The sequence below is a fragment of the Bacillus sp. XB1 genome (assembly GCF_053557995.1).
In genome coordinates this window covers 978,447-998,935 of record NZ_JBNRIL010000001.1, presented here as the reverse complement: position 1 = coordinate 998,935, position 20,489 = coordinate 978,447, and the positions used below count along the sequence as shown (strand labels likewise).

Sequence of the window (20,489 nt, the reverse complement as noted above, 5' to 3'; positions counted from 1 at the left end):
ATTTAATCTAAAATAACATAAAAAGGTAAAGCGTATTTTAAATGCTTTACCTTTCTTTTTTGTAATAAACAAGTGTAGTTTTATCATTTAATTTCTTTATTACTTCTGTTCTTTTATACCCCATTTTCTCGTATAGAAAACAATTTCTTTCTTCTTCTAAAATCGTAGCAAGTTCAAAACTTCGTGCTTCTGGAAACATTTCTTCAATTAAAATAAGTACCTTCTGAGCAATTCCTTTCCCTTGATAGATTGGATGAATAAACATTGAACTAATCCAAAATTTATAAGGTAGTTCTTTTGCGGATATACATATCGCTCCAACAAGTTTCGAATCTATTATCACCTTATAAAAATTACTGCTGGGATTAGTTATTCTAAAAATAGTTTTTTCAATAGTTTCATTTGCTGGATTTGTTTCATAGTCTTTATATTTATGTAATAAAGAGCTAAATGAGTCTATTTGCATTTGAAATATAACTTCTGCATCAGTTTCTGTCACCTTTTCTAATATAATCTCCATGTTACCAATTTAGACGCTTTCTTAAAGAAGTAATATGAGCGGTATGGTGACGACCATGCCATGCATATAGTCCTATTGCAACAGCAAGTTTTGTTTCACCAGTTTCAGGATGGTTAAATGTCTTTTCTAAATCTTCAATTTCTAGAGAATATAAAAGATTAACCCATCTTTTATGTAATGAATCTAGCATTACTAGTGAAACATCTACCGGTAATTTTGAATCGGGTAACTCTGCCCACTTCTCTTCTTTATACGGCTTAATAGTTGGATTCTTTTCTGTCAGTGCTAATTTAAAACGTATGTAGCTATTCATATGGCTATCAACGACGTGATGAACTACTTGACGTACAGTCCAACCTCCAACGCGATATGGTGTATCTAACTGCTTCTGATCTAAATCTTTAATTGCCCTTGTTAGTTCATTAGGTAAATCTTCAATTTCTTGAATCCATGTATCAATCATTTCTTCAGTTATAGGACGTTTGTATGTAAATTGGCCAATTGGATAACGTAAATCATTCATGAATAAGTCCTCCTTATTATAAGTGTGAAGTATTTCTCCAAATATAGTGTACAAACTTCACATGTTCTCCATTTAATTCTACAGATGTTATATCTGATTCGTTTTGATAAGAAGAAAATCCGCTTTTTTCTAGTACAATTTGTGATGCGAGATTATTAGTCGTTGTTTTAGCATAAACTTCAGTAATTTCATTATTTTTCGCTACATCTAAAATTAATTTTACGGCTGCTGTTGCAACTCCTTTTTTAGTAAATTTTTCTCCGACACGATACCCGAGCGAACTAATTCGAGTTTCCGTATCTATATCTACTAAATTGATTCGCCCTACAATTTCTTTTTCTTCATTACGAATTAAATAAAAATAAGAATCTCCATCTGCCTGTTCTATTAATAAATCGTCTAGTAGTTTTTGGAAATATTCAAATTCAAAATATTTCGAGCCACGATTTGGTACCATTGTTTCAAAAAAAGATTTATTTGTAAGTTCAAACGTAAATAAATCCTTAGCATCTTGTTTCTTTAGTTGCTCTATGTATATTTCCATTCCGTATTCTCCTTCTTGATTTACTAACTGTTATACATTCTTTTTTAATCAATTATATTCCTGCTATTTCTTTCGATTAAGTAATACAGATAGTAGCACTTTCGGATGAAAGAGATGAAATGGACTACGAATTAAATTCATCACTCGTACTAACCGAATATAAACATCAGAATTACTTGCGGATAGTCGATATATTTGCTTCGTATACCATAGTTGAAATTTTTGTTTTGTAGTTAATTCTCTCTTTAGTTGCGGGTGACGTGATATTTCTGTTGTTGTCATATCCCAAGGGGTTTCTATTATAGTAGCTGCCTTTTTATAAAATTGTTGTGTAAATGTTTTATCAAGTTGTTTTCTATCTTGCAAAAGTAATTGCAATTGGTGAGCCTCCATAGCAGCAACTGATACGCCTTGGCCGAAAACGGGATCAAAACGACATTGCGCATCTCCAACAACTAATAATCCTTCTGGTACATTATTCACTAAATCAAATCGCCGGCGTACTTGATAAGGGATTTTGTATGTCTTTATATCAGTAATTCCCTCAGCCTTATTTAAGAAGTCTGTAACATTAGAAATTGATAGATTTTCAGCAAAATCATAAAACTCATCATCTGTTTGTGGTGCTTTCTCATTTGCGTATCCACTAAAAGTAACAAAATAACGATTATCTTCTATCGTTTGAATAAGAACGCCATAAGGGTTATCAGGGAAACTAGGAGACATTAGCATATTACAACAGTCTAACTCCTCATTTTCTTTAAGTTTGAACATTTTCGTTGCGTAAAATAAATCAATACGAACTTTCTCTTCTTGTACTTTAATTTCGTATTCTCGTAGCCACTCTATACTTTTTGAGCCAAATCCACTCGCATCAACTACAAGATCCGCATGAACTTCTTCTTGTGTGTTTGTCTCTAAATATTTAACTTTTACTCCACACACTTTGTTAAGCTTTGCATCTACCAATAACCCTTTAACCAATGTTTCATATTTAATAGTAATATTTGAAATTTGATGTATTCGTTTTTGAATATGCCATTCTAGCAAAGGACGACTTTGTTGAATCATATGTACTTCCCCTATGAACGGTTGTTTCCATAGACCGAATTGATGCCATTTCAAATCACGCGTAAAGTTGTTTATAATACTACCCGCTTCTATTAATTCGTTCGTAATATTAGGAAACAATTCTTCAATTGCGTTTTCTCCACCTTTTAATAACACGTGAGGATGATTACTTTGTGGAACTCTTTTTCTCGAAGACTTTCCATCCCATCTTTCACCAGCTTCTATAATGATTACTTCTTTAAAAGAAGTTGATAATGCTTTTGCTGCAAACTTTCCTGCCATACTTCCACCAATAACGATAGCCTTATTAAACATATTTTCCCCCTTAATAAAAAGAGATCCTGCCTTGTATGAATGAAACAGGATCTTAAACTAATTAACTTCTTTACCATTATACTTAAAATACATCAGTAAATTGCAACATTAAAATTAAAATACCTAATCCCCATACGTAATACGCGAATACTTTTAAGGAGTGACGTTTTAAATATTGAATCATCCATGAAACGGCTATGTATCCAAAAAAGGCTGCTGATAACGTTCCGACAATTAAAGATGTACTAGAAATAGATTCTGCTTTCCCTTGAAAAACGTCTACAAATTGCAAAACGATAGCTCCAACGATGGCTGGTGTCGATAGTAAAAAAGAAAAGTAAGCAGCAGTTTCACGGTCTAATTTTCTCCATAATGCAGCGACAATTGTCATTCCAGAACGGGAAATGGCTGGAAAAATAGCAGCAGCTTGAAATGAACCGATAATTAATGCGTCTTTATATGTTATGTCATCCATTTTTTTACGACCATTCTTTTGTTTATCTGCCATGTAGAGAAAGAATCCGGTCACTAAAAACTCCCAACCGATCGTGATTCCTGTTTTTGAAATATCTTCAAAGAAATCTTTAAACAATAAACCAATTACAACTGCGGGTATTGTCCCAACGATAAGTAATAACATGAGCTTTGAAAATGGGTTTTTAATTAAATATATAAATTCTTTTTTGTAATAAATAAAAACCGCAAGTAAAGTCCCAATATGCAGCATCGTATCTAAAAATAAGCCAGCCTCATCTAATCGGAACAAATGCCTTCCTAAATAAAGATGTCCGGTACTACTGATTGGTAAAAATTCTGTTAAACCTTGAATTATACCTAGTATGAAAGCTTCTAACCAATTCATGATGGTCTCCTTTCTCTTTTGCTTGTACCAATATATGAGGGTTAAATTTTCGATATGAAAAAAACTATATTTCTCTATGAATTTACTTTTTATTTATGGATATATATGTAAAGAGGGTTAAGGAGGGTTATTATGTGGAAGCACACAAAATTCGGTAATGTATTACTTTGGGTGGGCCCTATCCTTGTATTTTTAGGACTATGTATGACAAATGTTATTTCAGATATTCCTTTCTTTGAGGGAAAACATAAAACGGTTGGTATTGTACTTATATTTATAGGTGTAATCTGTTTTGTTGCTGCTAATCATTTGAAAAAAGGAGAAAGATATGAAGAATAAATCTAAATAAAAAACAATCCTTGCATATTAGCTAGGATTGTTTTTTATTAATGTTGATTATTTGTAGAATACTTTATCAACGTTATATTTCGCTTTGTATTCATTAATGATATATGTTTCGTAAATTTCTCTTTCTGTTGGATCTTCTACGATACATGCATCAATGCGGTATACTTCATCACGGTGATTTTTAATTGGTGAAACATTATCTTCAAAATGCTTCTTAATACGTTGTCTAATTTTACGAGCTTTACCTACGAAAAGAAGTTCGTCATTAATATTGTAAAACATAAAAATGCCGCCTTTATCTCTAGGGAACAAGTGGAAATCGATAAATCCATTAATTGGAGTAATGATTGGCTCGTCTCCTTTAATAACTTGTTTACGTTCAGTAATTGAAACATCAGCTTCAGGAATATTAATTTTAATCAAGTTCATTCACGTCCTCTTTTATTATAAAGATAAATAATAGCATACATAAGTAAGAAAAGCTATGTTCAGAGGCATATTTCATTTTATAATTCAAATATTATAGGTGTATCATGTAAACTTTTCTTCCAAATCATATGATCACTGGATTCTCCCCAGTAATCTTTCAATACATAGCTAGGTTTTCCAAACTTTTTCATCCATATACTTTGCGCATTTTTATATCCACTATCTAAACAATATTCTGTTATCCCTCTGCTAAGTAATGTAAGAAACATTGTATGTAGTAATAAACTCCCTATTCCCTTTCTCTGATACTCCGGAAGTATGAATACAGTTCCTATTTCATACAAATTTTTAAGTACACCACCTGTACAACTATTAATCAATGTACTTGCTGGACCGATTTCGATTGTTCCAATGATTTTATCGTTACTTGTATCAATTGCTAATAAAAAGTAACGACTTTCTCCGTTACTATCAAAGTCACTTTTCAAATACTGCTTTTTTGAGTTAATTTCATTTTCTATGTCATCTAATAATTGTGACAATCCTTCATCTTTGTATGTATTCGTAATAACTATACGGAAAAATAAATATAGTTCATCTACATCATTCAAATTCGGTCTTCTAACTGCAACGTTAGTCATGAATTCAATCTCCAATCCTCATTATGCCATTGTCAATACAACACTTTATATAATCTATTCATCATTATTCTGCAAAAACCTGCATAAATCCAACAGTATAGAAAGCTCATTATAAATATTGATAAAATAATTTTTATATCCATAGTTGTATGAACAGCAGGACCAAGTACCGGAAAGTGGAAAACATCGAGAACGATCATAATACCTATAAGTAGACAAGTTGCTGAAAAAGAAACAATCCAAATTCTCCTCTTTAATTTTAAAAAGGATACTCCTAAGGCTAGACCTAATAAGCCTGTAGTAAAAGGAAAGACAATTAGTTCACTGGGCTCAATAATAAATAATAGAAAAATAGTAAGAATATAAGAAAGTATTCCCTCACGAATAGAATAGAAAATAGCAAAAAAAATCGGTAATGTCGAAAATGGACTAATGAGCAAACCTATACCAGGAACTAAGTTCCCAGCTGCTTGAAACATGGTGGCCAATGCACTCATCAAAGCTGTAAGTACTAACTTATTCGCAAGGGACAATTTTCTTTTATGAATAAAGCTCGTATCATGTTCTATCATCAGTTGATACCAATAACGTACAAACCAATTCATTAAAATACCCCCTAAAGATACCACATTCATTACTTTCTATATTATTCATACACTTATGGTTTATGAGTTGCTTTCTACTAGTTATAAATCACTATATAATAGATACTTATAGATTGAAGATTTTTAGGGGGACAAGTCAAGTTGTGCGTTTTGGAAGCAGAATAAACTCTTTATGTTTTTAAACTGAGAATTTATATCGTATCAAGGAATAATTTCAAAAATGGTACCTTTGTTAAAATCAGTTACTTTCATAGAACTGTAAACTCCTAAATATAATTTAGTTTGATCCGAATTTGTTCCTAAACTCATATAATAAGCTGGTTGCGTACCAAAATCATAATTGGTTTCAATAGCATAAAAGTCAGCATGTTTACCGTCTGTACCTGCTCTAGTATAGGCTAAAACACCCTTAACTGGAGACTGAGATTCTCCTTTCTTGGCAAGGTCAGTAAAAACAACGCTACCTGTTAAATTTGGAATTGCATTTCCCATATATGGCTGAACTCCTGTAAGTGAAGTTCCTCCAAACTTATCTGTTCTAGAATCTTTATGAAAATAACTAAGTAGAGGCAGAATACGCTTCACTGAAGTTTGTATTGTTTCATCATAATAAACCATTGTTCTCTCATCCAAAGTCTGATTCTCAGAACAATGTCGTATAAAAGAAGTAGGCAAATCCCCTTCCCATCCTCGCCACCCAAAATTGATAAACCCATCTTGATTGGGAGTTAACCTCATAAAATGCATTTGAACAAGTTCTGTTACCGGTATAGGTTTATATTGAACAAATGAAAAAATAGACTCTACAATATCTTGTCCGACATTTCCGGCGTATTTGATATATTGATTATAAAACCTTTGAAATGAAATGCCGGTTATATTACGTACTCCTTTTGCAATTACTGTAAGTGTTTCTTGTATAGATAAAGGAAGTTCATTAAAGCGTGTAACTACAGGAGGGTTATTTATAAATGTATTTTTACTTACATCGATTTCAATTATTTTTCCTGCTATTTCTAAATCATCTTGGCTTAAATTAAATGGATCATAACCTGATCCACCATCTCCATTTGTAAAAACAAGTTTTCCAGTCTCAGGTGAAAAGTTTAAACTATTGACTCCGTTATGATTAAAAAATGGTCTTCTTACATTCAGTAATGTTCGTCGCTTTTGAGCTTGACCATTAGATTGTAAAGTCCATTCTTCCACTGTATCAATGTGATCATATTGCGTATTTCTATTAACCCACTTCAAATTTAACGTTTTAGGGTCACAAGGATTCGGTTTAAATTGTTCAGAAAGTGCACCTGGTCCTTGAGTTCCGGCTACTGAATAATGAAGATAAAATAACCCATTTTGATAAAATTGTGGATGGAACGCAAGTCCTAGCAATCCGCGTTCATCATAACCGCTACTAGAAACACCTTCTTCAAATGTACCTAATTTAATAATTAGGTGACGAATATCTAAAAATGTCTTTATAACTCCGTCCCCTATGTAAAAAATCTCTCCTAATTGAGTTGCGATAAATAGTCTTTCGGTCGATTCACCTGGAAGTATCGTTGTTTTCAATACAGTTGGTAAATTTACGTTATGAACAATGGGTCGTAAACTAACTTTAACTTTTGTCAATTAACTGTACACCCCTTTTTCTTCTTTTTTATAGAAGAATATGATTAGAGTAGTTCTGTTAGTATCAAATAAGTTTTCTTCCTTTTTATTACAATTTTGTATATAATATAATTATAAATAATCTGGGGGACGAACTATGATAATCGTACTACAAATCATCTTACCACTAATTTTCGCAGTCTATTTATTTACCCTCTATCGTAAAGGGATGTATGGATCAGCTTCATTCCTTTTAGCAGTCATGATAGGAATTTTCGCTTTAGAGAATATTTTTCAGCATGCTAGTCTAACTGATCATGCTATTTATCCATATTGGGGCAGTTTGAAGGCTGTTGTTATCGTTTTATCAGTCGTATTTCTATTTAAAAAAGGTGGTTTAACAGGAAAATATTGATTTTTAATGCGTTACATATTTTCTTGTTAAATTGCTTTTATTTTATAAAAGCAGCAATATTTATGTGAAAACAAGAAGGGATGTGTTACATATGTCTATAAATATTATTTCAATAGTTTCTATCATAATATGGATTGTGTTAATTACAGAACTTATAAAACCTTCAAAAGAATAGAACGTACGAAAAATAGTAACTTTAGTAACTGCTGGTTCCGCATCAACACTTATTTTGACGGTTTCATTTATTCAAAATATCCCGTTTTGGAATTGATAGTGATATATATAACTAACAAAAATATGTATAAATAAAAAGATTAGGGTTCACTCCTAATCTTTTTATATTTTGAGGTAGCACCACATGCTCAGCAAGCTAAGGTCTTGAAGTAGCCCCTAAACAAAATTTAAAATTTTTCTAAAGTTATTTATGTGAATTTAACTCGTTTTCAGGAACATATGTGGTCCTTTTATAATTTGAAGTTCTTTTTAAGCTTCTTATATTTTCTATACGAACGTCTAACAATGTTTAACATAAAATACGGTATTTTAACAGAGAAAGGCAATTTATAAATGAAAGGAAAATAAAAGGTGAAATATGCCTTTTCTAGATCCCTCCACTTACTATCTTCTTTTGTTTTTAAGAAATCAGATACATCGACTACATATCCCCTTCCTTTTTCCATCATCACATTTTTCCCGTGAACATCACAAGGAGTTAATCCTTGTTCCCTCGCATACTCTAAAGCTTTATTTATATCAAGGATCACCTGCTTAGGAATTTTAATCCCCTTATGAAGGGCATCGTATAAGGTAATTTCTTTTAAACGTTTCAATACTATGAAATTTTTCCCTTTATATATAAGCTTTGAATAAGAAGGATGATCTCCAATTCTTCGGTATACTTCTGACTCTTTTTCAATTCCTTCTCCTTCTCGCACGTAAACTTTCACTACCCAATCTTTGTATTCTCTGTGCATGAATACTGCGGCATAATTACCTGTTCCTAAACACTTCCAAAGTCTAGGAATATCTTTAACTACTACAGGCTCGAATTCATCATCACTTCTTATACTTACCTCTTTTAATAATTCGTCATTTATCAATCCCACAAAACTATTTATACTCATCATTCCCACTCCGGTTTTGCTAAAAGGGGGCCCACCCACATTTTAACGAAAATATACACTAAGCGAATTTTAGCATAACATGCCAAATCTATATTACTCTATTTTATAACCTAAAACATTGTTTAGAAATGTAGCAAGGGTTTGTTAATGGTTCAATTCTTCTTCCACAACTATTTTTGTCAGCAAAAACTTTTATTGTTTTAATAGTCTTTTGTTTAATTCCCACAATGCTGTTTTGTTGCTATCCCATTTCAAAAGCGTTACTGCTTCCTCAAAGCATAACCATTTATAATTAAAGTGTTCTTTAGATAATGATATGTTTTTTGTAGGGACTTTAACTCCAAAAGAAAATTCTTTTATTACATAAACCTCTTCTCCCCAAAGGAATCCTCTACGGGTAGTGAAGACACAGAATCTAATTGTATATATGGACATTCTCTTGTAATACCAGCCTCTTCAAACGCTTCCCGTTTTGCTGATTCAATAGGAATCTCACCGACTTCTCCGCCACCAGCTATTCCTTGCCAATAACTATAATCACTTCGGTTGAAAATAGCATATTGAATGGAATCAGTAGTTTTTATATAAGGAAATATCAATACTTGATATGGCGCTCTCATTGCTTAAGCTCCTCTCAAAAATAAGTTTTAAATAAATATAAATAAAGAGCCGACATCACAATTCTACATTATTAATGCAGGTTTATAATGTCGGCCTTCTATTTTTAAAGAATTTTATTTTTCATAAACAGGCTTACTCTTAACAGAGGGAAAACTGCTTATTCCTTGTCGAATTTGTTTAGCATGGTTCTTCCTAAATGTTAGCAGTACCCTATATTATTCAATTGCGCCAGCAACATCATAATCATTTAAATCTAACTCAATTGGTTGTCCCAGCGCTAATTTAGCAAGTTCCGCTCCTAAGTATGGACCAGCTGTTAAACCCGAAGCTCCTAATCCATTCGCAACGAGAATTCCTTTAAAGTTAGGTAGTGGTCCGATAACAGGTAAGAATCCTGGTGTAAATGGTCTGAATCCAACTCTCGTTTCAAGCACTGTAGCATTTTCTAAGCCAGGTGCAACTGCTAATGCCTTATGGAATACTTCATGTAAACCACCTGCTGTTACACGATGATCGAAACCAGTATCATTCTCATGTGTTGCACCAATTACGACATGCCCATTGTCAAACGTTAAAATATATTGATCGTTCGGTGGCATAACAACTGGCATATTTTCTGTTGCTGTATTCTCGATTTGCAGATGAACAATTTGTCCTTTTTGGAATGTAACTAAGAAATTAATTCCTAATGGATTCAAGATTTCGTTCGCCCATGCGCCTGCAGTTACAATAACCTTTTCCGCTAAAATTGTTTCATCGTTTACTGTAACTCCCGTAATATGATTTCCTTCACGGACTAATATAGCATCGCCTTTTATTAAAGTTGCACCATGTTTTTTCGCAGCACTTATTAATGCATTGCGTAATAATCTTCCATTTACTCGTGCAGCACCACTAATATGAACAGAACTATATTCGTCTGATAATGCTGGGAATAATTTTTTTGTTTCTTCAGCTGATAAGCGAGTGATTTCACCAATCTCTGGGGCATCTTCACGTCGTTTATAAGCTCGCTCTTCCATTTGATCTAACTTTTTCTCGTCAGTATGTAAACTAATTGCACCTACACGATTATATCCTGTGTCAGTTTCACCGTCTTCTTCTAATTGCTGAATTAACGAAGAATAGTAACGTGCACCGCCTTTAACAATTTTATACCATGCTTTATTACGACGCTGCGATAGCCATGGACATACAATACCTGCTCCTGCATCAGTTGCTTGCCCTAATTGTTGGCGATCCACGATAGTAACATTCGCACCTGCCTTAGCAAGATGATAAGCAGTAGACGCTCCTAAAATTCCAGATCCAACTACAATATACGATTTCATCTCAAACACCTTTTCTCTTTTGCTAATTATATAAATATAAGAACATTCCTTAGTATAATAGAAGGAATACTTTTTTCAATGTACTCATCACAATTAATTGTTGCAGCATTGTGACTTTCTTAATCATTATTTTTTCTTCTTACGGAATAATTCAATTGTTTTATAGCCTTGTGAAAGGATCTCTATCATTTTCTCTAGACGTTTTTCACGTGTTTTTTCTTGTTTTACAGAAAAAAGATTACGTGCCCAATCTTTCTGATATCCAGGCGTTAAACTTTGATAAAACTTAAGTTCATTCGGATGATTAGCTAATAATGCTTCAACATCTTTAATTCGATCTGCATAATCGGCAACACATTGACTCATAGCAGATGTTTTCGTTATTTTTTTCTTCTCGCGTTTTAAACCTACAACAGTAAAGACTTCATCCATACTTACCATTCGTGCAAATTTAATATCACTTTCTCCCACATAACCATCTTCTCCAACATTTAATGCCGGAAACATCTCATCACGGTGAATAAACGTACTATAACGAGCATTACCTTTTTTCGGATATGCGAAGAATACGTAACCTTTTTCAATTAGTAATTCTTCATTACTTATAATAAAATTCGTTTGTTTCACCATTTCATCAAGCGTTTCTACAAATATAAAGATAGCATCGTGTTCTTTTGAGAATGCAGTTTCTTTACCTGTAAAAATGTCATAATCACTTGGTTCGTTAATAACGACCATATTTGTATACTTATTAAGTTTCAATTTATCAATAACTGACATATTAATCTTCCTTTACATTCAAAATTCATTGTACATACTTTTGCGTACTGTTCTAGTGTATTATATGTATTAAGAAAATCAACTTTAAATCGTATTATTCTGCTGCAAAAGAATATAATTCTTTACTAGATGGGGTGGTTTTATGCCATATGTAATCCGAGATGAAGGGCTAGTTTTACAAGGGGATGATGGAAAAGAACCAATTTTTCATACATATGAAGAAGCGAAGGAAACATTAAAAACATTAACTATACCGCAGTTTCCGAAACATATTAGAAGAAAACCATTTACACCAAAAATAATAAAGATAGCCGCTTCTGAATAAGAACCGGCTATCTTTATTATTCATAACTTAATAGCAAATAAAGTATATAAAAACTCTTTATATTGATCTTCTGTAATTTCACGCTTAGTTTTTTCCCCATGAACAACTTCAGTTAAACTTGTATTCGTTAATGAAATATGACCGGAGTTCGTCAACTTTACTGCAATTGGTCCTTTATTAAAAATAGACTTCTCATCTTCTATCACTCTTCTTTGAACATCGTTTATTACTATCTCATCAATATTAGGTTTATAAAAAGCATGACAAATTTTCCATTCTCCATCAGTATCTATTCTTTCTAAAACATAATTTCCTTTACTTGTATCTTTTCGTCTCACTCGGTACGAACCATTTTTTGAAGAAACAGACTCGCCAGTAAAAGGTACAGGAACAAGAGGTACTAACGAAGCTATACCTACATCAATTAAATACTGTAGATTATCATAAGTTAAAATAATTGTTATATGGCCATCCTCCAGTGCCCATGCATTTATATCATTTTTATACACCGTACCTAATGCCAGTTGTACATCATAGCCACAGTCTTTTAAGAAATAGTAAAAAAGAGTATTTAATTCGTAGCAAAGTCCACCACGGGAACTAGTTAAAATTTTCTCTCGTAAGTTTTCCAGAGAGATTTGATTCGTATTTCGTGCTATAACATCTAAATTCTCAAATGGTATAGTGTGTGCAAATGTAAAGAGAATTGTATTCAATTCTTCAAACTTCACTTCAGTACGCTTTGCAAGATTCAATCTTGTAAAAAGCTTATGTTGTAGACTTGTCATAGTCAGCACCCCTTAAAATGTATAAGTTAAAATATTATATGCTGATTGTAAATTTTAAGAGGCACTGTAACAACGTACATTTCATTTAACTGTACCGGTACAAAAATTACGATTCACGGGGTAAATTAATAGAAGGCGTCATTACAAATGCCTTTTCTGTAATTACTTCTTTTTGGAGTAGATCAAAAGCTACGAATATAAATTTAATAGTTTATCTATAGGCAAATTATTACTATCACTTAAATCAACAAAATACTGAAGTTGCCACATTTGACTCTTTTTAGCTTGATTGCTAACAGTGGTATCCCAAACAGGATAAATTCTCATTGCCATTTTCCCTGTTTGATTTTGGGTTCTCAATATTTTTTCTTTAAGAAGAATCTCTTTAGGAAAAATAAATTGTCCTAGTTTATTATCAGCAATACAAGTGATTACTAATAAATCAGGAGCAGCTTTATAAGAGAACGCTCTATTTCGCATATTTTCATCTTTCTCCCAAAAAGAAACAAATTGACCAGTTTTATTAGGTGTAACTTTTGATTTTCTAAAACGAATGGTTTTGTTATTTAAGTGGAATAAACATCCTGCATATTCTGCGTTTTGCTTTTCTTCTTTTAGATTCGTAATCATTAAATTGTTAGGTTTGTAAACTATATTATTTAAATTTTGGATTATATTATTAAAATTGTTCAAGAAAACTCCCCCTTTATTCATCTCTTAGTTTACCACAAACATCAGTTCTTCTATATCGTATATAATTATGAACTAAGTGCAATGGGGGAATTTAGCAGGATATAATTATTACTTTAATGTACTTAGTTTTTCAATTTACACAGTACGAGTAAAATTGTTTTACAAAACTTCGTATTAATCATAGATTAAATTAGCCACAGCTATAAAAAATTGCCTCTATTTTTATTGTAAATATATATTTTTTATTACTAATACGGTCAATGAAATTAATGATAGTTTCTCTTTTTTATATTTTTGAATATGTATATACAGAATTACTTTTACTTGTTATAAAAATATTGTGGAGTAATATAACTTAACAAACTATCCAAAGTGTTAATCTCGGCATATGGTTGTATTTTGGTAGTATTCTTGATTTTCTGAGGGTTAAACCACACACCTTTTATATTTGCATTTTGAGGACCAGCAATATCCTTTTCTAAGTCATCTCCAATAAATAATACATCTTCTGATTGCACATTAAGCTTATTTAATGCTAGTTGGAATATACGTTTATCAGGTTTACTCAATCCTACTTCTTCAGAAATAATAATCGTATCAAAGTAATTGTTTAAATTCGTGTTAATTATTTTAGCTTTTTGTCTATGCGTTGAGCCATTTGTTATAATTCCAACTTTAAAGTGCTTCTTTATTTGATTTAAGAAATGAATAGTATTTTGGTCTATTGAAAAACATTTAGGTAAATTTTCATTCCAAAAATCTTGGATATAATTGTGTGGCAATCTATATTTCGGCGCGAATTCATCAAATAATGATTCTAAAACTATCGTTTTATCACTAATGCCGTATTCCCTTTTATCGTATTCTTTGAATTTCTGTAACATATTGTTTTTGACTGTATCACTAACATCCTCATAACATTTTTCTAAAACTAATAAAAACAAGTTATCTACTGCCTTATCCCTATCAATTAACGTATCATCTAAATCAAACAGCATCGCTTTATAACCCATCAAATAATTTCACAACCTTTCTCACATGATTTAAATAATCCCTTGTTTGCACCTTAGGCCTTTACTAAATTAGCAAAAAAACTAAAAAGTTTGTGGCGTAAGCTCTAAAATTTCGCTGGCTTCTTTTATATTTAAATTCCTCTCCCTTTCCCCTTCTAGTAAAGTATCAAAAGTATATGTTCAAACAGTTTAAAAAACTACATGCAATTTACATTATTATACATTAGTTTTTTGTAAATATTAATTGTTTAGCTTTTTATATAATAAGTTTTTTCAAGCGCACAAATATTTCTCCATAAAAAAGGAATATGGGTAATAATACTTTTTTATGGAGAATACACAATCTTGAAAATGGAGCTACTACGTTAAACGTCCTATGGAGTTCCTATTGTATCTCCACATAAACTCCAGATAGTAAGGCTATAATGACTACCAGAGGTGATATTATGAAAAACTATCATATTCTCGTGGTAGAGGACGATCAAGAAATTCAGGAATTAATTAAACAATTTTTAATGACACAGCATTATACAGTGGTAGTCGCTTCAGATGGACTAGAGGGTATGACACAATTTAATAAGCAATCATTTGATTTAATTCTTCTAGATGTCATGATGCCCAATCTTAATGGGTTTGAAGTTTCTAAAATGATCCGAAGTCAGTCAAACGTACCAATTATTATGCTAACTGCGTTGGAAGAAGAGGAAGATCAAATGAAAGGATTCGACCTTGGGATCGATGACTATATAACAAAGCCCTTTTCATTTCATGTTTTGATTAGACGAGTCGAAGCTGTACTTAGAAGAAGTTATGATAAAAATGTAAATAATCATTTGATATTTAAAGAAGTGCGTATTGATGTGGATGCATATAGAGTATATGTAAATGACGTTGAAATTATATTAACGACAAAAGAGTTTGAAATTCTACAACTACTATTTCAAAATGAGAGAAAAGTACTCACAAGAGAAAATATCGTTGAAAAGGTTTGGGGTTACGATTATTTTGGAGAAACACGAATAATTGATACACATATTAAAAACCTACGCAAAAAATTAGCTATCCCTTATATTAAAACAATAAAGGGTATTGGATATAAAATTGATGAATAGTATTGTGAAACTCATGAAAATGAAGCAAATTACTTATAAACTCTTTATGACTACATCTCTCATTTTATTATCCTTTGCAGTATTGATTTATTTAACTTTATACTTCTTTCTTCCGACGTTTTATGAGCAATATAAAACAGATCAACTTCAAACAGGGATAAACGAAATCATTGATAAATCTAAAAATCTTATGTTTCAAGATGCGATACCACTTTTTGATGAATACGCCAAAAAAAATAATGCGATGCTTTATCTTCAAAATAAAGAAGGAGTAATTATTTACTCTCCTTCATTTTCTTTTATTCAAAGTGGTACGCAAAAAACAGTAGTTACTAAAGCAACACGATTCGAGAATGCAAGTACCCTTAGCAATTCATATAACGTTACGAAACCAATTCAATTTCAAGATGGTAGTTTAACGCTTATAGTGTTTGCTACATTTCAACCGATTGATGAAGCTTCACAGGTTTTAGTACGCTTTCTCCCCTATATTAGTATCATTGTGCTCGTTATTGGTATAGGAAGTGCTTATTTTTATTCCAGGTTTATTACAAAGCCACTTATTTATATTAATGAAGGTGCACAAAAGATGGCAAATTTAGATTTCTCCGAAAAAATTGAGGTTCGCTCTACAGATGAGTTAGGAGAATTATCTAATAGTTTGAATGACATGTCTATTAACTTGCAACAAGCTATGTTTGATTTGAAAAAAGTAAATGAACAATTAAAAAATGATATTGAAAAAGAAAGAGAAATAGAAACAAAACGCAGAGAGTTTTTTGCGATTGTAGCACATGAATTAAAGTCCCCTCTTACTGTAATGAAAGGATACTTAGAAGGAATGATATACAATATTGGCCCTTATCAAAATCGCGATCAATATTTAAAGAAAAATCATCAAATTATTGAAAGTATGGAACAATTAGTTCGTGAAATTTTAAGCGTATCGAAATTAGAACAACACACCTTCAAACTAAAAGTAGAGGAAGTTAATCCTTCAAAGTTAATAGGTGCAATCACAAAAGATCTCGAATTTTTTGCTTCTCAAAAAAGCATTGAAATAATAAAAGAAATTGATTCTGACCTTTCTATTTATACCGATTGTGCTCTTTTAGAAAAAGCATGTAAAAATATTATTCACAATGCGGTTATGTATTCACCACATAATGAAAAAGTCTATATAAAGTTAAGTGAGGATTCGAAACAAGGTCAAATCGAAATGCAAATTATAAATACAGGTGTCAATATTAAAGATGAAGATTTACAACAAATTTTCAAACCATTTTATCGAATTGAAAAATCAAGAAATCGAAATACTGGAGGAAATGGTTTAGGGCTATATATTGTTAAACAAATTCTTGAAACGCTAGATATAAAGTATTCAATAAAAAATATGGAACATAGTGTGCAATTTTACATGAGTATTCCATTATCTAAACATAAAAACAAACAAACTCTCCTTTAAATAGGACGAGTTTGTTTGTTTTTGTAGTAAGTATAAATTTATTAACAGGTTTTTCATTTGATGATATGTATGTTCTTAGAGCTGCTTTTGATAAGCAATCTATGCAAAATCTTCTTGAGAATTTAATAGTTGTTCGCCAATCTACCTTGTATTTACTTAGAAGCTTAGATAAAGAAGCTTGGTCACAAAGAGGAAATGCGAATAATTCTGAAGTTACAGTTCGTGCATTAGCATACATCATTGCTGGTCATGAGCTTCATCATCTTCAAATTATAAAAGAACGTTACCTTGGTTCTGATTTATATCCAGCAACTTAATATTTGAAGAAAATGAGTCCTATTTATGTAGTGCTCTTTTTCAGTATTTATAACGAATTAGCGCTTAGAACCATGGCAATTAAATGCATTTATTTATAAAATTCACCACATAATATTTATGCTATCCCTTCTTATTCTGTACATAATTTTCTTTAGGCTGATATACTATAAACGCAATAGTTCTGGAAAGGTGATGATATTATGTATGAACAACAAAATAATAGAGATAGAGATCAAAAAATGATGTTTTCTATGCAGGGAGTTCCCTCAAATAAAATTAACATGAATCAATTACCTAAATGGATTAGAATTTTTGGCTATTGTGCGTTTGGTTGGATAATAGTATTTAGTTTAATTATGATTGTAGGTTTAATTCTGCAATAACTATACAGATACACAGTTAAACGGGACAGCATTTAGATTATATATCTAGGTACTGTCTCGTTTTTCATATGTGATTATCCCATGATATAGGTAACCAATTATAATAAAAAGAACTTGTAGAATATCCTACAAGTTCTTTTTCAAATATTATTAAAACGGGAACGACAAACTATTTTAACATTCAGTACAGGGAGACCATTTTGATTATGGCTTGATATTATTATAAATCAAATATAAACTTTTGAAAGGTGTAGATTTCGAAAATTATGTGAATTAAATAACTACGATGTTTATATTAGATTTCATTTACGACCAACTTCTTCTTACTTAAATACACTGCACGATCTGATTTTTTAGCAACCGCCTGTGAGTGCGTCACAACAATAATGCATTTATTCTCTTTATGTGCAAGTTCTTGAAATAGTTCTATTATATCCATTGCGGTTTCCTCGTCGAGGTTTCCTGTCGGCTCATCTGCAATCAGTAAATCAACATTACAAGATAGTGCTCGAGCAATTGCTACACGCTGTTGTTGTCCACCGCTTAGTTGCAGGACGTTTCGTTTCGCTTCAACTTCTGTGAGTCCTACCCTTTCTAACAATTCTAATGCTCTTGCTGTTTTATTTTGCACTTTAACACCTGTAATTTCCATTGCTGTTAAGACATTTTGAAGAGCTGTCATATAGGTTATTAAGTTATAAGATTGGAAAATTACAGATACATTTTGATTACGGTATCGATCCAAACCAATTTTTCTAATATCTTTGCCATTATACAGTACATAACCATTTTTAGGGACATCTAGTCCACAACCTAAGCTTAGAGTTGTGGTTTTACCAGATCCAGATGGTCCTAAAATCGTGTAGAAATGTCCTTTTTGAAAAGAAAAGTTAACATTTTCTAGTATCGCTACATTTTTTCCATTACTTTCATAATAATAATCCAAATTTTTAAACTGTAAAATCGTCTCCATAGTAAGCCTCCTCATTCATCTTTTAAAAGAATTTGTTTTGGGTTTAAACGTAGAATAGATAATGCCGGAAGAAGCGTTGCTATTATAGCAATAGCTAGTCCAATTCCACCCATTTTCCCTACATCTTCTCCTGTTACACTTACATCAATTTTATCAATTGGTTCTTCTTTTTGATTTTGTAGAGTACCACCAGATCCAGCCATCATTACAGTACCATGTTGCGAAGTATCTGTTTCTTCGCTTGCAGTAGCAATTTCATTCGAAAGTAAATTATCTCCGATATATTGAGAAACTTTAGCTCCTGTTGTTATGGATAATCCAAATGCTAAAATAGCGACACACACTACTTCTACTACGAATTGCGCTATCAATTTCCACTTTTTCTCTCCAATAGACAATAGAATTCCCATTTCTTTACGACGTCCTTTAATTGATAGCATAATGATTAATCCTAAAATAATTGCACCTGCAATCGATACAATATAAATAATCATTTGAGAAGTCGAAGAGATATTTTCGATAGGACCAATCATTTGCTTGTACAATGAATCATGCGCATCTAATTTATAATAATTAAAATCAATGTTAGATTTTTTTGCTTCTTTTTTAAATGCATCAATATATTGTGGATCATTCAAGAAATACACGACTTGACCACTACTTATACCTTGGTCTACTTCTAATTTTTTCATAGTTGAATGCGGCATATATAGTTTATTAGCTGGATCCATAATAGGAGGAGCCTGTTGACCCATTGCTTGCTCATTTGTTTCGTAAATGCCGATAATTTCAACCTCAAGAGTTTCCTTCTTATCCCCTGATTGTACTTTAACTTTGTCTCCTACTTTCAAATTGTTTAATTCCGCTAATCGTTTTTCCATTAAAGCTACATTCTGATCTTTCATTTGCTCTGTTATTGGTTTTCCATCAATGATTTTACTTTTTCCGTTTTTAAAGCTTTCTTGTAATGCAGTCTTGCGAACTCCCTCAATCATAAAAGAAGCATTCATATCTATTTCTGTACCAGAGCTTGAACCGCCTCGCGCAGCCGTCATTCCCACTTTACCTTTTCCTTCTTCTTCTCCTTCTGAAGCTCCTACTAGTTTAAGCCCATCAGAAATACCGAAAGTGTTAGCTATGTAATTATAATCTTTTACATACTTGGACTTCGCTAATTGATCTGTTTCTTTTGCATCGAGCTGCGGCGGATTTGGCATTTCTCCAGTTTCCTTAGCTTTTTGACCTATTTTGTCGAAATCAAGACCTAAAGTAACATCTGCACCAAGTTTTTTTCTTGCAGCATCCGCTGCTTTTTTTGATGCATTTTGGATTGTGAAACCTGAAAGAACCAAATTTGTAACAATCAGAAAAACTGCCATCAAAATTAATGATGTTCCTATCCTTTTTTTCATACTGAGAATTGCTCGTTTCATAAAATTCATTTTTCTTACCTCCTTGATAACTTGTATTCTATATAGGTTATCTAGAGTTTATATGGAGCTAATCGGTAGTTTAACTAGAGATATAAGGAGTTTATGTGTAGTTATTCATTTACCTGTTCAAGAAAAACTAGAACACAAATTCAAAAATGCAGTCGTTTTTGAATATTGGTAAGGAGTTAGTCAATTTAAGAGACTTATAGAAAAGAGAGGTTAAGCTTAATTTAATGTATATAATAT

23 protein-coding genes and 3 pseudogenes are annotated in these 20,489 nt (G+C 31.8%); 8 read left to right on the top strand and 18 right to left on the bottom strand.

Annotated elements, in window-relative coordinates:
• Positions 1-46: 46 nt before the first annotated feature.
• The 5 genes from ACK1U5_RS05000 to ACK1U5_RS04980 form a co-directional block, all read right to left on the bottom strand.
• The gene (locus tag ACK1U5_RS05000; protein ID WP_061139212.1) at positions 47-520 is read right to left on the bottom strand and encodes a GNAT family N-acetyltransferase; all 474 of its coding nucleotides are present in this window, start codon (positions 518-520) and stop codon (positions 47-49) included.
• Between the two features lies 1 nt (position 521).
• Positions 522-1,043 (bottom strand): YfiT family bacillithiol transferase, encoded by a 522-nt coding sequence (locus ACK1U5_RS04995; RefSeq protein WP_000999082.1) that lies wholly within the window; start codon positions 1,041-1,043, stop codon positions 522-524.
• A gap of 16 nt (positions 1,044-1,059) precedes the next feature.
• Positions 1,060-1,587 carry a GNAT family N-acetyltransferase gene (locus tag ACK1U5_RS04990; protein WP_000409244.1) on the bottom strand — a complete coding sequence of 176 codons (528 nt, stop codon included), beginning with the start codon at positions 1,585-1,587 and terminating at the stop codon, positions 1,060-1,062.
• Positions 1,588-1,650: 63 nt separating this feature from the next.
• Complete coding sequence (locus tag ACK1U5_RS04985; RefSeq protein ID WP_000482051.1) at positions 1,651-2,973, bottom strand: FAD-dependent oxidoreductase; 1,323 nt, start codon at positions 2,971-2,973, stop codon at positions 1,651-1,653.
• Positions 2,974-3,055: 82 nt separating this feature from the next.
• Entirely contained in the window at positions 3,056-3,835 is a 780-nt protein-coding gene (locus ACK1U5_RS04980; RefSeq protein WP_030025776.1) for an undecaprenyl-diphosphate phosphatase, read from the bottom strand.
• A gap of 132 nt (positions 3,836-3,967) precedes the next feature.
• On the opposite strand from ACK1U5_RS04980, the gene ACK1U5_RS04975 reads away from it, so the two are divergent.
• Positions 3,968-4,174 (top strand): hypothetical protein, encoded by a 207-nt coding sequence (locus ACK1U5_RS04975; protein ID WP_000265477.1) that lies wholly within the window; start codon positions 3,968-3,970, stop codon positions 4,172-4,174.
• A 57-nt stretch (positions 4,175-4,231) separates the two neighbouring features.
• On the opposite strand, the gene ACK1U5_RS04970 is transcribed toward ACK1U5_RS04975, so the two are convergent.
• The 4 genes from ACK1U5_RS04970 to ACK1U5_RS04955 form a co-directional block, all read right to left on the bottom strand.
• On the bottom strand, positions 4,232-4,612 hold the full coding sequence (locus ACK1U5_RS04970) for a nucleotide excision repair endonuclease (protein WP_001048941.1): 381 nt from the start codon (positions 4,610-4,612) through the stop codon (positions 4,232-4,234).
• 77 nt (positions 4,613-4,689) lie between these two features.
• On the bottom strand, positions 4,690-5,253 hold the full coding sequence (locus tag ACK1U5_RS04965) for a GNAT family N-acetyltransferase (protein WP_000185958.1): 564 nt from the start codon (positions 5,251-5,253) through the stop codon (positions 4,690-4,692).
• 32 nt (positions 5,254-5,285) lie between these two features.
• Entirely contained in the window at positions 5,286-5,858 is a 573-nt protein-coding gene (locus ACK1U5_RS04960) for a hypothetical protein (protein WP_069604928.1), read from the bottom strand.
• A gap of 201 nt (positions 5,859-6,059) precedes the next feature.
• Positions 6,060-7,490 carry a PQQ-dependent sugar dehydrogenase gene (locus ACK1U5_RS04955; RefSeq protein ID WP_000170007.1) on the bottom strand — a complete coding sequence of 477 codons (1,431 nt, stop codon included), beginning with the start codon at positions 7,488-7,490 and terminating at the stop codon, positions 6,060-6,062.
• Between the two features lie 136 nt (positions 7,491-7,626).
• On the opposite strand from ACK1U5_RS04955, the gene ACK1U5_RS04950 reads away from it, so the two are divergent.
• Both ACK1U5_RS04950 and ACK1U5_RS04945 read left to right on the top strand, forming a co-directional pair.
• The gene (locus ACK1U5_RS04950) at positions 7,627-7,884 is read left to right on the top strand and encodes a hypothetical protein (RefSeq protein ID WP_069604927.1); all 258 of its coding nucleotides are present in this window, start codon (positions 7,627-7,629) and stop codon (positions 7,882-7,884) included.
• Between the two features lie 91 nt (positions 7,885-7,975).
• A pseudogene (locus tag ACK1U5_RS04945) lies at positions 7,976-8,155 on the top strand (hypothetical protein).
• A gap of 193 nt (positions 8,156-8,348) precedes the next feature.
• On the opposite strand, the gene ACK1U5_RS04940 reads toward ACK1U5_RS04945, so the two are convergent.
• From ACK1U5_RS04940 to ACK1U5_RS04925, 4 genes and pseudogenes are all read right to left on the bottom strand, one after another.
• Positions 8,349-9,008: a serine/threonine protein kinase gene (locus ACK1U5_RS04940; RefSeq protein ID WP_000026531.1), complete on the bottom strand. Its 660-nt coding sequence runs from the start codon at positions 9,006-9,008 to the stop codon at positions 8,349-8,351.
• Between the two features lie 192 nt (positions 9,009-9,200).
• Positions 9,201-9,628, bottom strand: a pseudogene (locus tag ACK1U5_RS04935) (NUDIX hydrolase).
• Positions 9,629-9,844: 216 nt separating this feature from the next.
• Positions 9,845-10,960, bottom strand: coding sequence for an NAD(P)/FAD-dependent oxidoreductase (locus tag ACK1U5_RS04930; protein ID WP_000844391.1), 1,116 nt, complete (start codon positions 10,958-10,960; stop codon positions 9,845-9,847).
• 126 nt (positions 10,961-11,086) lie between these two features.
• Positions 11,087-11,740: a YdeI/OmpD-associated family protein gene (locus ACK1U5_RS04925; RefSeq protein WP_000110843.1), complete on the bottom strand. Its 654-nt coding sequence runs from the start codon at positions 11,738-11,740 to the stop codon at positions 11,087-11,089.
• A 142-nt stretch (positions 11,741-11,882) separates the two neighbouring features.
• Between ACK1U5_RS04925 and ACK1U5_RS04920 the strand changes: the two genes are divergently transcribed.
• Positions 11,883-12,065, top strand: a complete 183-nt coding sequence (locus ACK1U5_RS04920; RefSeq protein ID WP_001147162.1) for a hypothetical protein — start codon at positions 11,883-11,885, stop codon at positions 12,063-12,065.
• Positions 12,066-12,085: 20 nt separating this feature from the next.
• Here the strand turns inward: ACK1U5_RS04920 and ACK1U5_RS04915 are convergent, their stop codons facing one another.
• The 3 genes from ACK1U5_RS04915 to ACK1U5_RS04905 form a co-directional block, all read right to left on the bottom strand.
• Positions 12,086-12,853 carry an arylamine N-acetyltransferase family protein gene (locus ACK1U5_RS04915; RefSeq protein WP_000202771.1) on the bottom strand — a complete coding sequence of 256 codons (768 nt, stop codon included), beginning with the start codon at positions 12,851-12,853 and terminating at the stop codon, positions 12,086-12,088.
• Between the two features lie 189 nt (positions 12,854-13,042).
• Complete coding sequence (locus ACK1U5_RS04910) at positions 13,043-13,546, bottom strand: MepB family protein (protein ID WP_001058867.1); 504 nt, start codon at positions 13,544-13,546, stop codon at positions 13,043-13,045.
• 320 nt (positions 13,547-13,866) lie between these two features.
• Positions 13,867-14,559, bottom strand: a complete 693-nt coding sequence (locus tag ACK1U5_RS04905) for an HAD family hydrolase (RefSeq protein ID WP_025966146.1) — start codon at positions 14,557-14,559, stop codon at positions 13,867-13,869.
• Between the two features lie 446 nt (positions 14,560-15,005).
• Between ACK1U5_RS04905 and ACK1U5_RS04900 the strand changes: the two genes are divergently transcribed.
• The 4 genes and pseudogenes from ACK1U5_RS04900 (at position 15,006) to ACK1U5_RS04885 (ending at position 17,837) form a co-directional block, all read left to right on the top strand.
• Positions 15,006-15,671 carry a response regulator transcription factor gene (locus ACK1U5_RS04900; RefSeq protein ID WP_000800727.1) on the top strand — a complete coding sequence of 222 codons (666 nt, stop codon included), beginning with the start codon at positions 15,006-15,008 and terminating at the stop codon, positions 15,669-15,671.
• Positions 15,664-17,136 (top strand): sensor histidine kinase, encoded by a 1,473-nt coding sequence (locus ACK1U5_RS04895; protein ID WP_061139208.1) that lies wholly within the window; start codon positions 15,664-15,666, stop codon positions 17,134-17,136. Before ACK1U5_RS04900 ends, ACK1U5_RS04895 begins: the two co-directional genes overlap by 8 nt.
• Before the next feature lie 41 nt (positions 17,137-17,177).
• A pseudogene (locus tag ACK1U5_RS04890) lies at positions 17,178-17,453 on the top strand (DinB family protein); the annotation flags it as partial.
• A 201-nt stretch (positions 17,454-17,654) separates the two neighbouring features.
• Complete coding sequence (locus tag ACK1U5_RS04885) at positions 17,655-17,837, top strand: hypothetical protein (RefSeq protein WP_000273229.1); 183 nt, start codon at positions 17,655-17,657, stop codon at positions 17,835-17,837.
• A 295-nt stretch (positions 17,838-18,132) separates the two neighbouring features.
• Here the strand turns inward: ACK1U5_RS04885 and ACK1U5_RS04880 are convergent, their stop codons facing one another.
• Positions 18,133-18,810, bottom strand: coding sequence for an ABC transporter ATP-binding protein (locus ACK1U5_RS04880; protein ID WP_000447862.1), 678 nt, complete (start codon positions 18,808-18,810; stop codon positions 18,133-18,135).
• Between the two features lie 11 nt (positions 18,811-18,821).
• A complete protein-coding gene (locus tag ACK1U5_RS04875) occupies positions 18,822-20,252 on the bottom strand; it encodes an ABC transporter permease (RefSeq protein ID WP_001010215.1) in 1,431 nt (476 codons plus the stop codon).
• Between the last annotated feature and the right edge of the window lie 237 nt (positions 20,253-20,489).

Bases quoted from the DNA above. Each gene is read 5' to 3' on its own strand.
- ACK1U5_RS04950 (WP_069604927.1), top strand. From the start codon at position 7,627: ATGATAATCGTACTACAAATCATCTTACCACTAATTTTCGCAGTCTAT.
- ACK1U5_RS04965 (WP_000185958.1), bottom strand. From the start codon at position 5,253: ATGACTAACGTTGCAGTTAGAAGACCGAATTTGAATGATGTAGATGAA.
- ACK1U5_RS04885 (WP_000273229.1), top strand. From the start codon at position 17,655: ATGTATGAACAACAAAATAATAGAGATAGAGATCAAAAAATGATGTTT.
- ACK1U5_RS04925 (WP_000110843.1), bottom strand. From the start codon at position 11,740: ATGTCAGTTATTGATAAATTGAAACTTAATAAGTATACAAATATGGTC.
- ACK1U5_RS05000 (WP_061139212.1), bottom strand. From the start codon at position 520: ATGGAGATTATATTAGAAAAGGTGACAGAAACTGATGCAGAAGTTATA.
- ACK1U5_RS04895 (WP_061139208.1), top strand. From the start codon at position 15,664: ATGAATAGTATTGTGAAACTCATGAAAATGAAGCAAATTACTTATAAA.
- ACK1U5_RS04905 (WP_025966146.1), bottom strand. From the start codon at position 14,559: ATGGGTTATAAAGCGATGCTGTTTGATTTAGATGATACGTTAATTGAT.
- ACK1U5_RS04900 (WP_000800727.1), top strand. From the start codon at position 15,006: ATGAAAAACTATCATATTCTCGTGGTAGAGGACGATCAAGAAATTCAG.
- ACK1U5_RS04970 (WP_001048941.1), bottom strand. From the start codon at position 4,612: ATGAACTTGATTAAAATTAATATTCCTGAAGCTGATGTTTCAATTACT.
- ACK1U5_RS04975 (WP_000265477.1), top strand. From the start codon at position 3,968: ATGTGGAAGCACACAAAATTCGGTAATGTATTACTTTGGGTGGGCCCT.
- ACK1U5_RS04915 (WP_000202771.1), bottom strand. From the start codon at position 12,853: ATGACAAGTCTACAACATAAGCTTTTTACAAGATTGAATCTTGCAAAG.
- ACK1U5_RS04880 (WP_000447862.1), bottom strand. From the start codon at position 18,810: ATGGAGACGATTTTACAGTTTAAAAATTTGGATTATTATTATGAAAGT.
- ACK1U5_RS04930 (WP_000844391.1), bottom strand. From the start codon at position 10,960: ATGAAATCGTATATTGTAGTTGGATCTGGAATTTTAGGAGCGTCTACT.
- ACK1U5_RS04920 (WP_001147162.1), top strand. From the start codon at position 11,883: ATGCCATATGTAATCCGAGATGAAGGGCTAGTTTTACAAGGGGATGAT.
- ACK1U5_RS04985 (WP_000482051.1), bottom strand. From the start codon at position 2,973: ATGTTTAATAAGGCTATCGTTATTGGTGGAAGTATGGCAGGAAAGTTT.
- ACK1U5_RS04960 (WP_069604928.1), bottom strand. From the start codon at position 5,858: ATGAATTGGTTTGTACGTTATTGGTATCAACTGATGATAGAACATGAT.
- ACK1U5_RS04995 (WP_000999082.1), bottom strand. From the start codon at position 1,043: ATGAATGATTTACGTTATCCAATTGGCCAATTTACATACAAACGTCCT.
- ACK1U5_RS04875 (WP_001010215.1), bottom strand. From the start codon at position 20,252: ATGAATTTTATGAAACGAGCAATTCTCAGTATGAAAAAAAGGATAGGA.
- ACK1U5_RS04990 (WP_000409244.1), bottom strand. From the start codon at position 1,587: ATGGAAATATACATAGAGCAACTAAAGAAACAAGATGCTAAGGATTTA.
- ACK1U5_RS04940 (WP_000026531.1), bottom strand. From the start codon at position 9,008: ATGAGTATAAATAGTTTTGTGGGATTGATAAATGACGAATTATTAAAA.
- ACK1U5_RS04980 (WP_030025776.1), bottom strand. From the start codon at position 3,835: ATGAATTGGTTAGAAGCTTTCATACTAGGTATAATTCAAGGTTTAACA.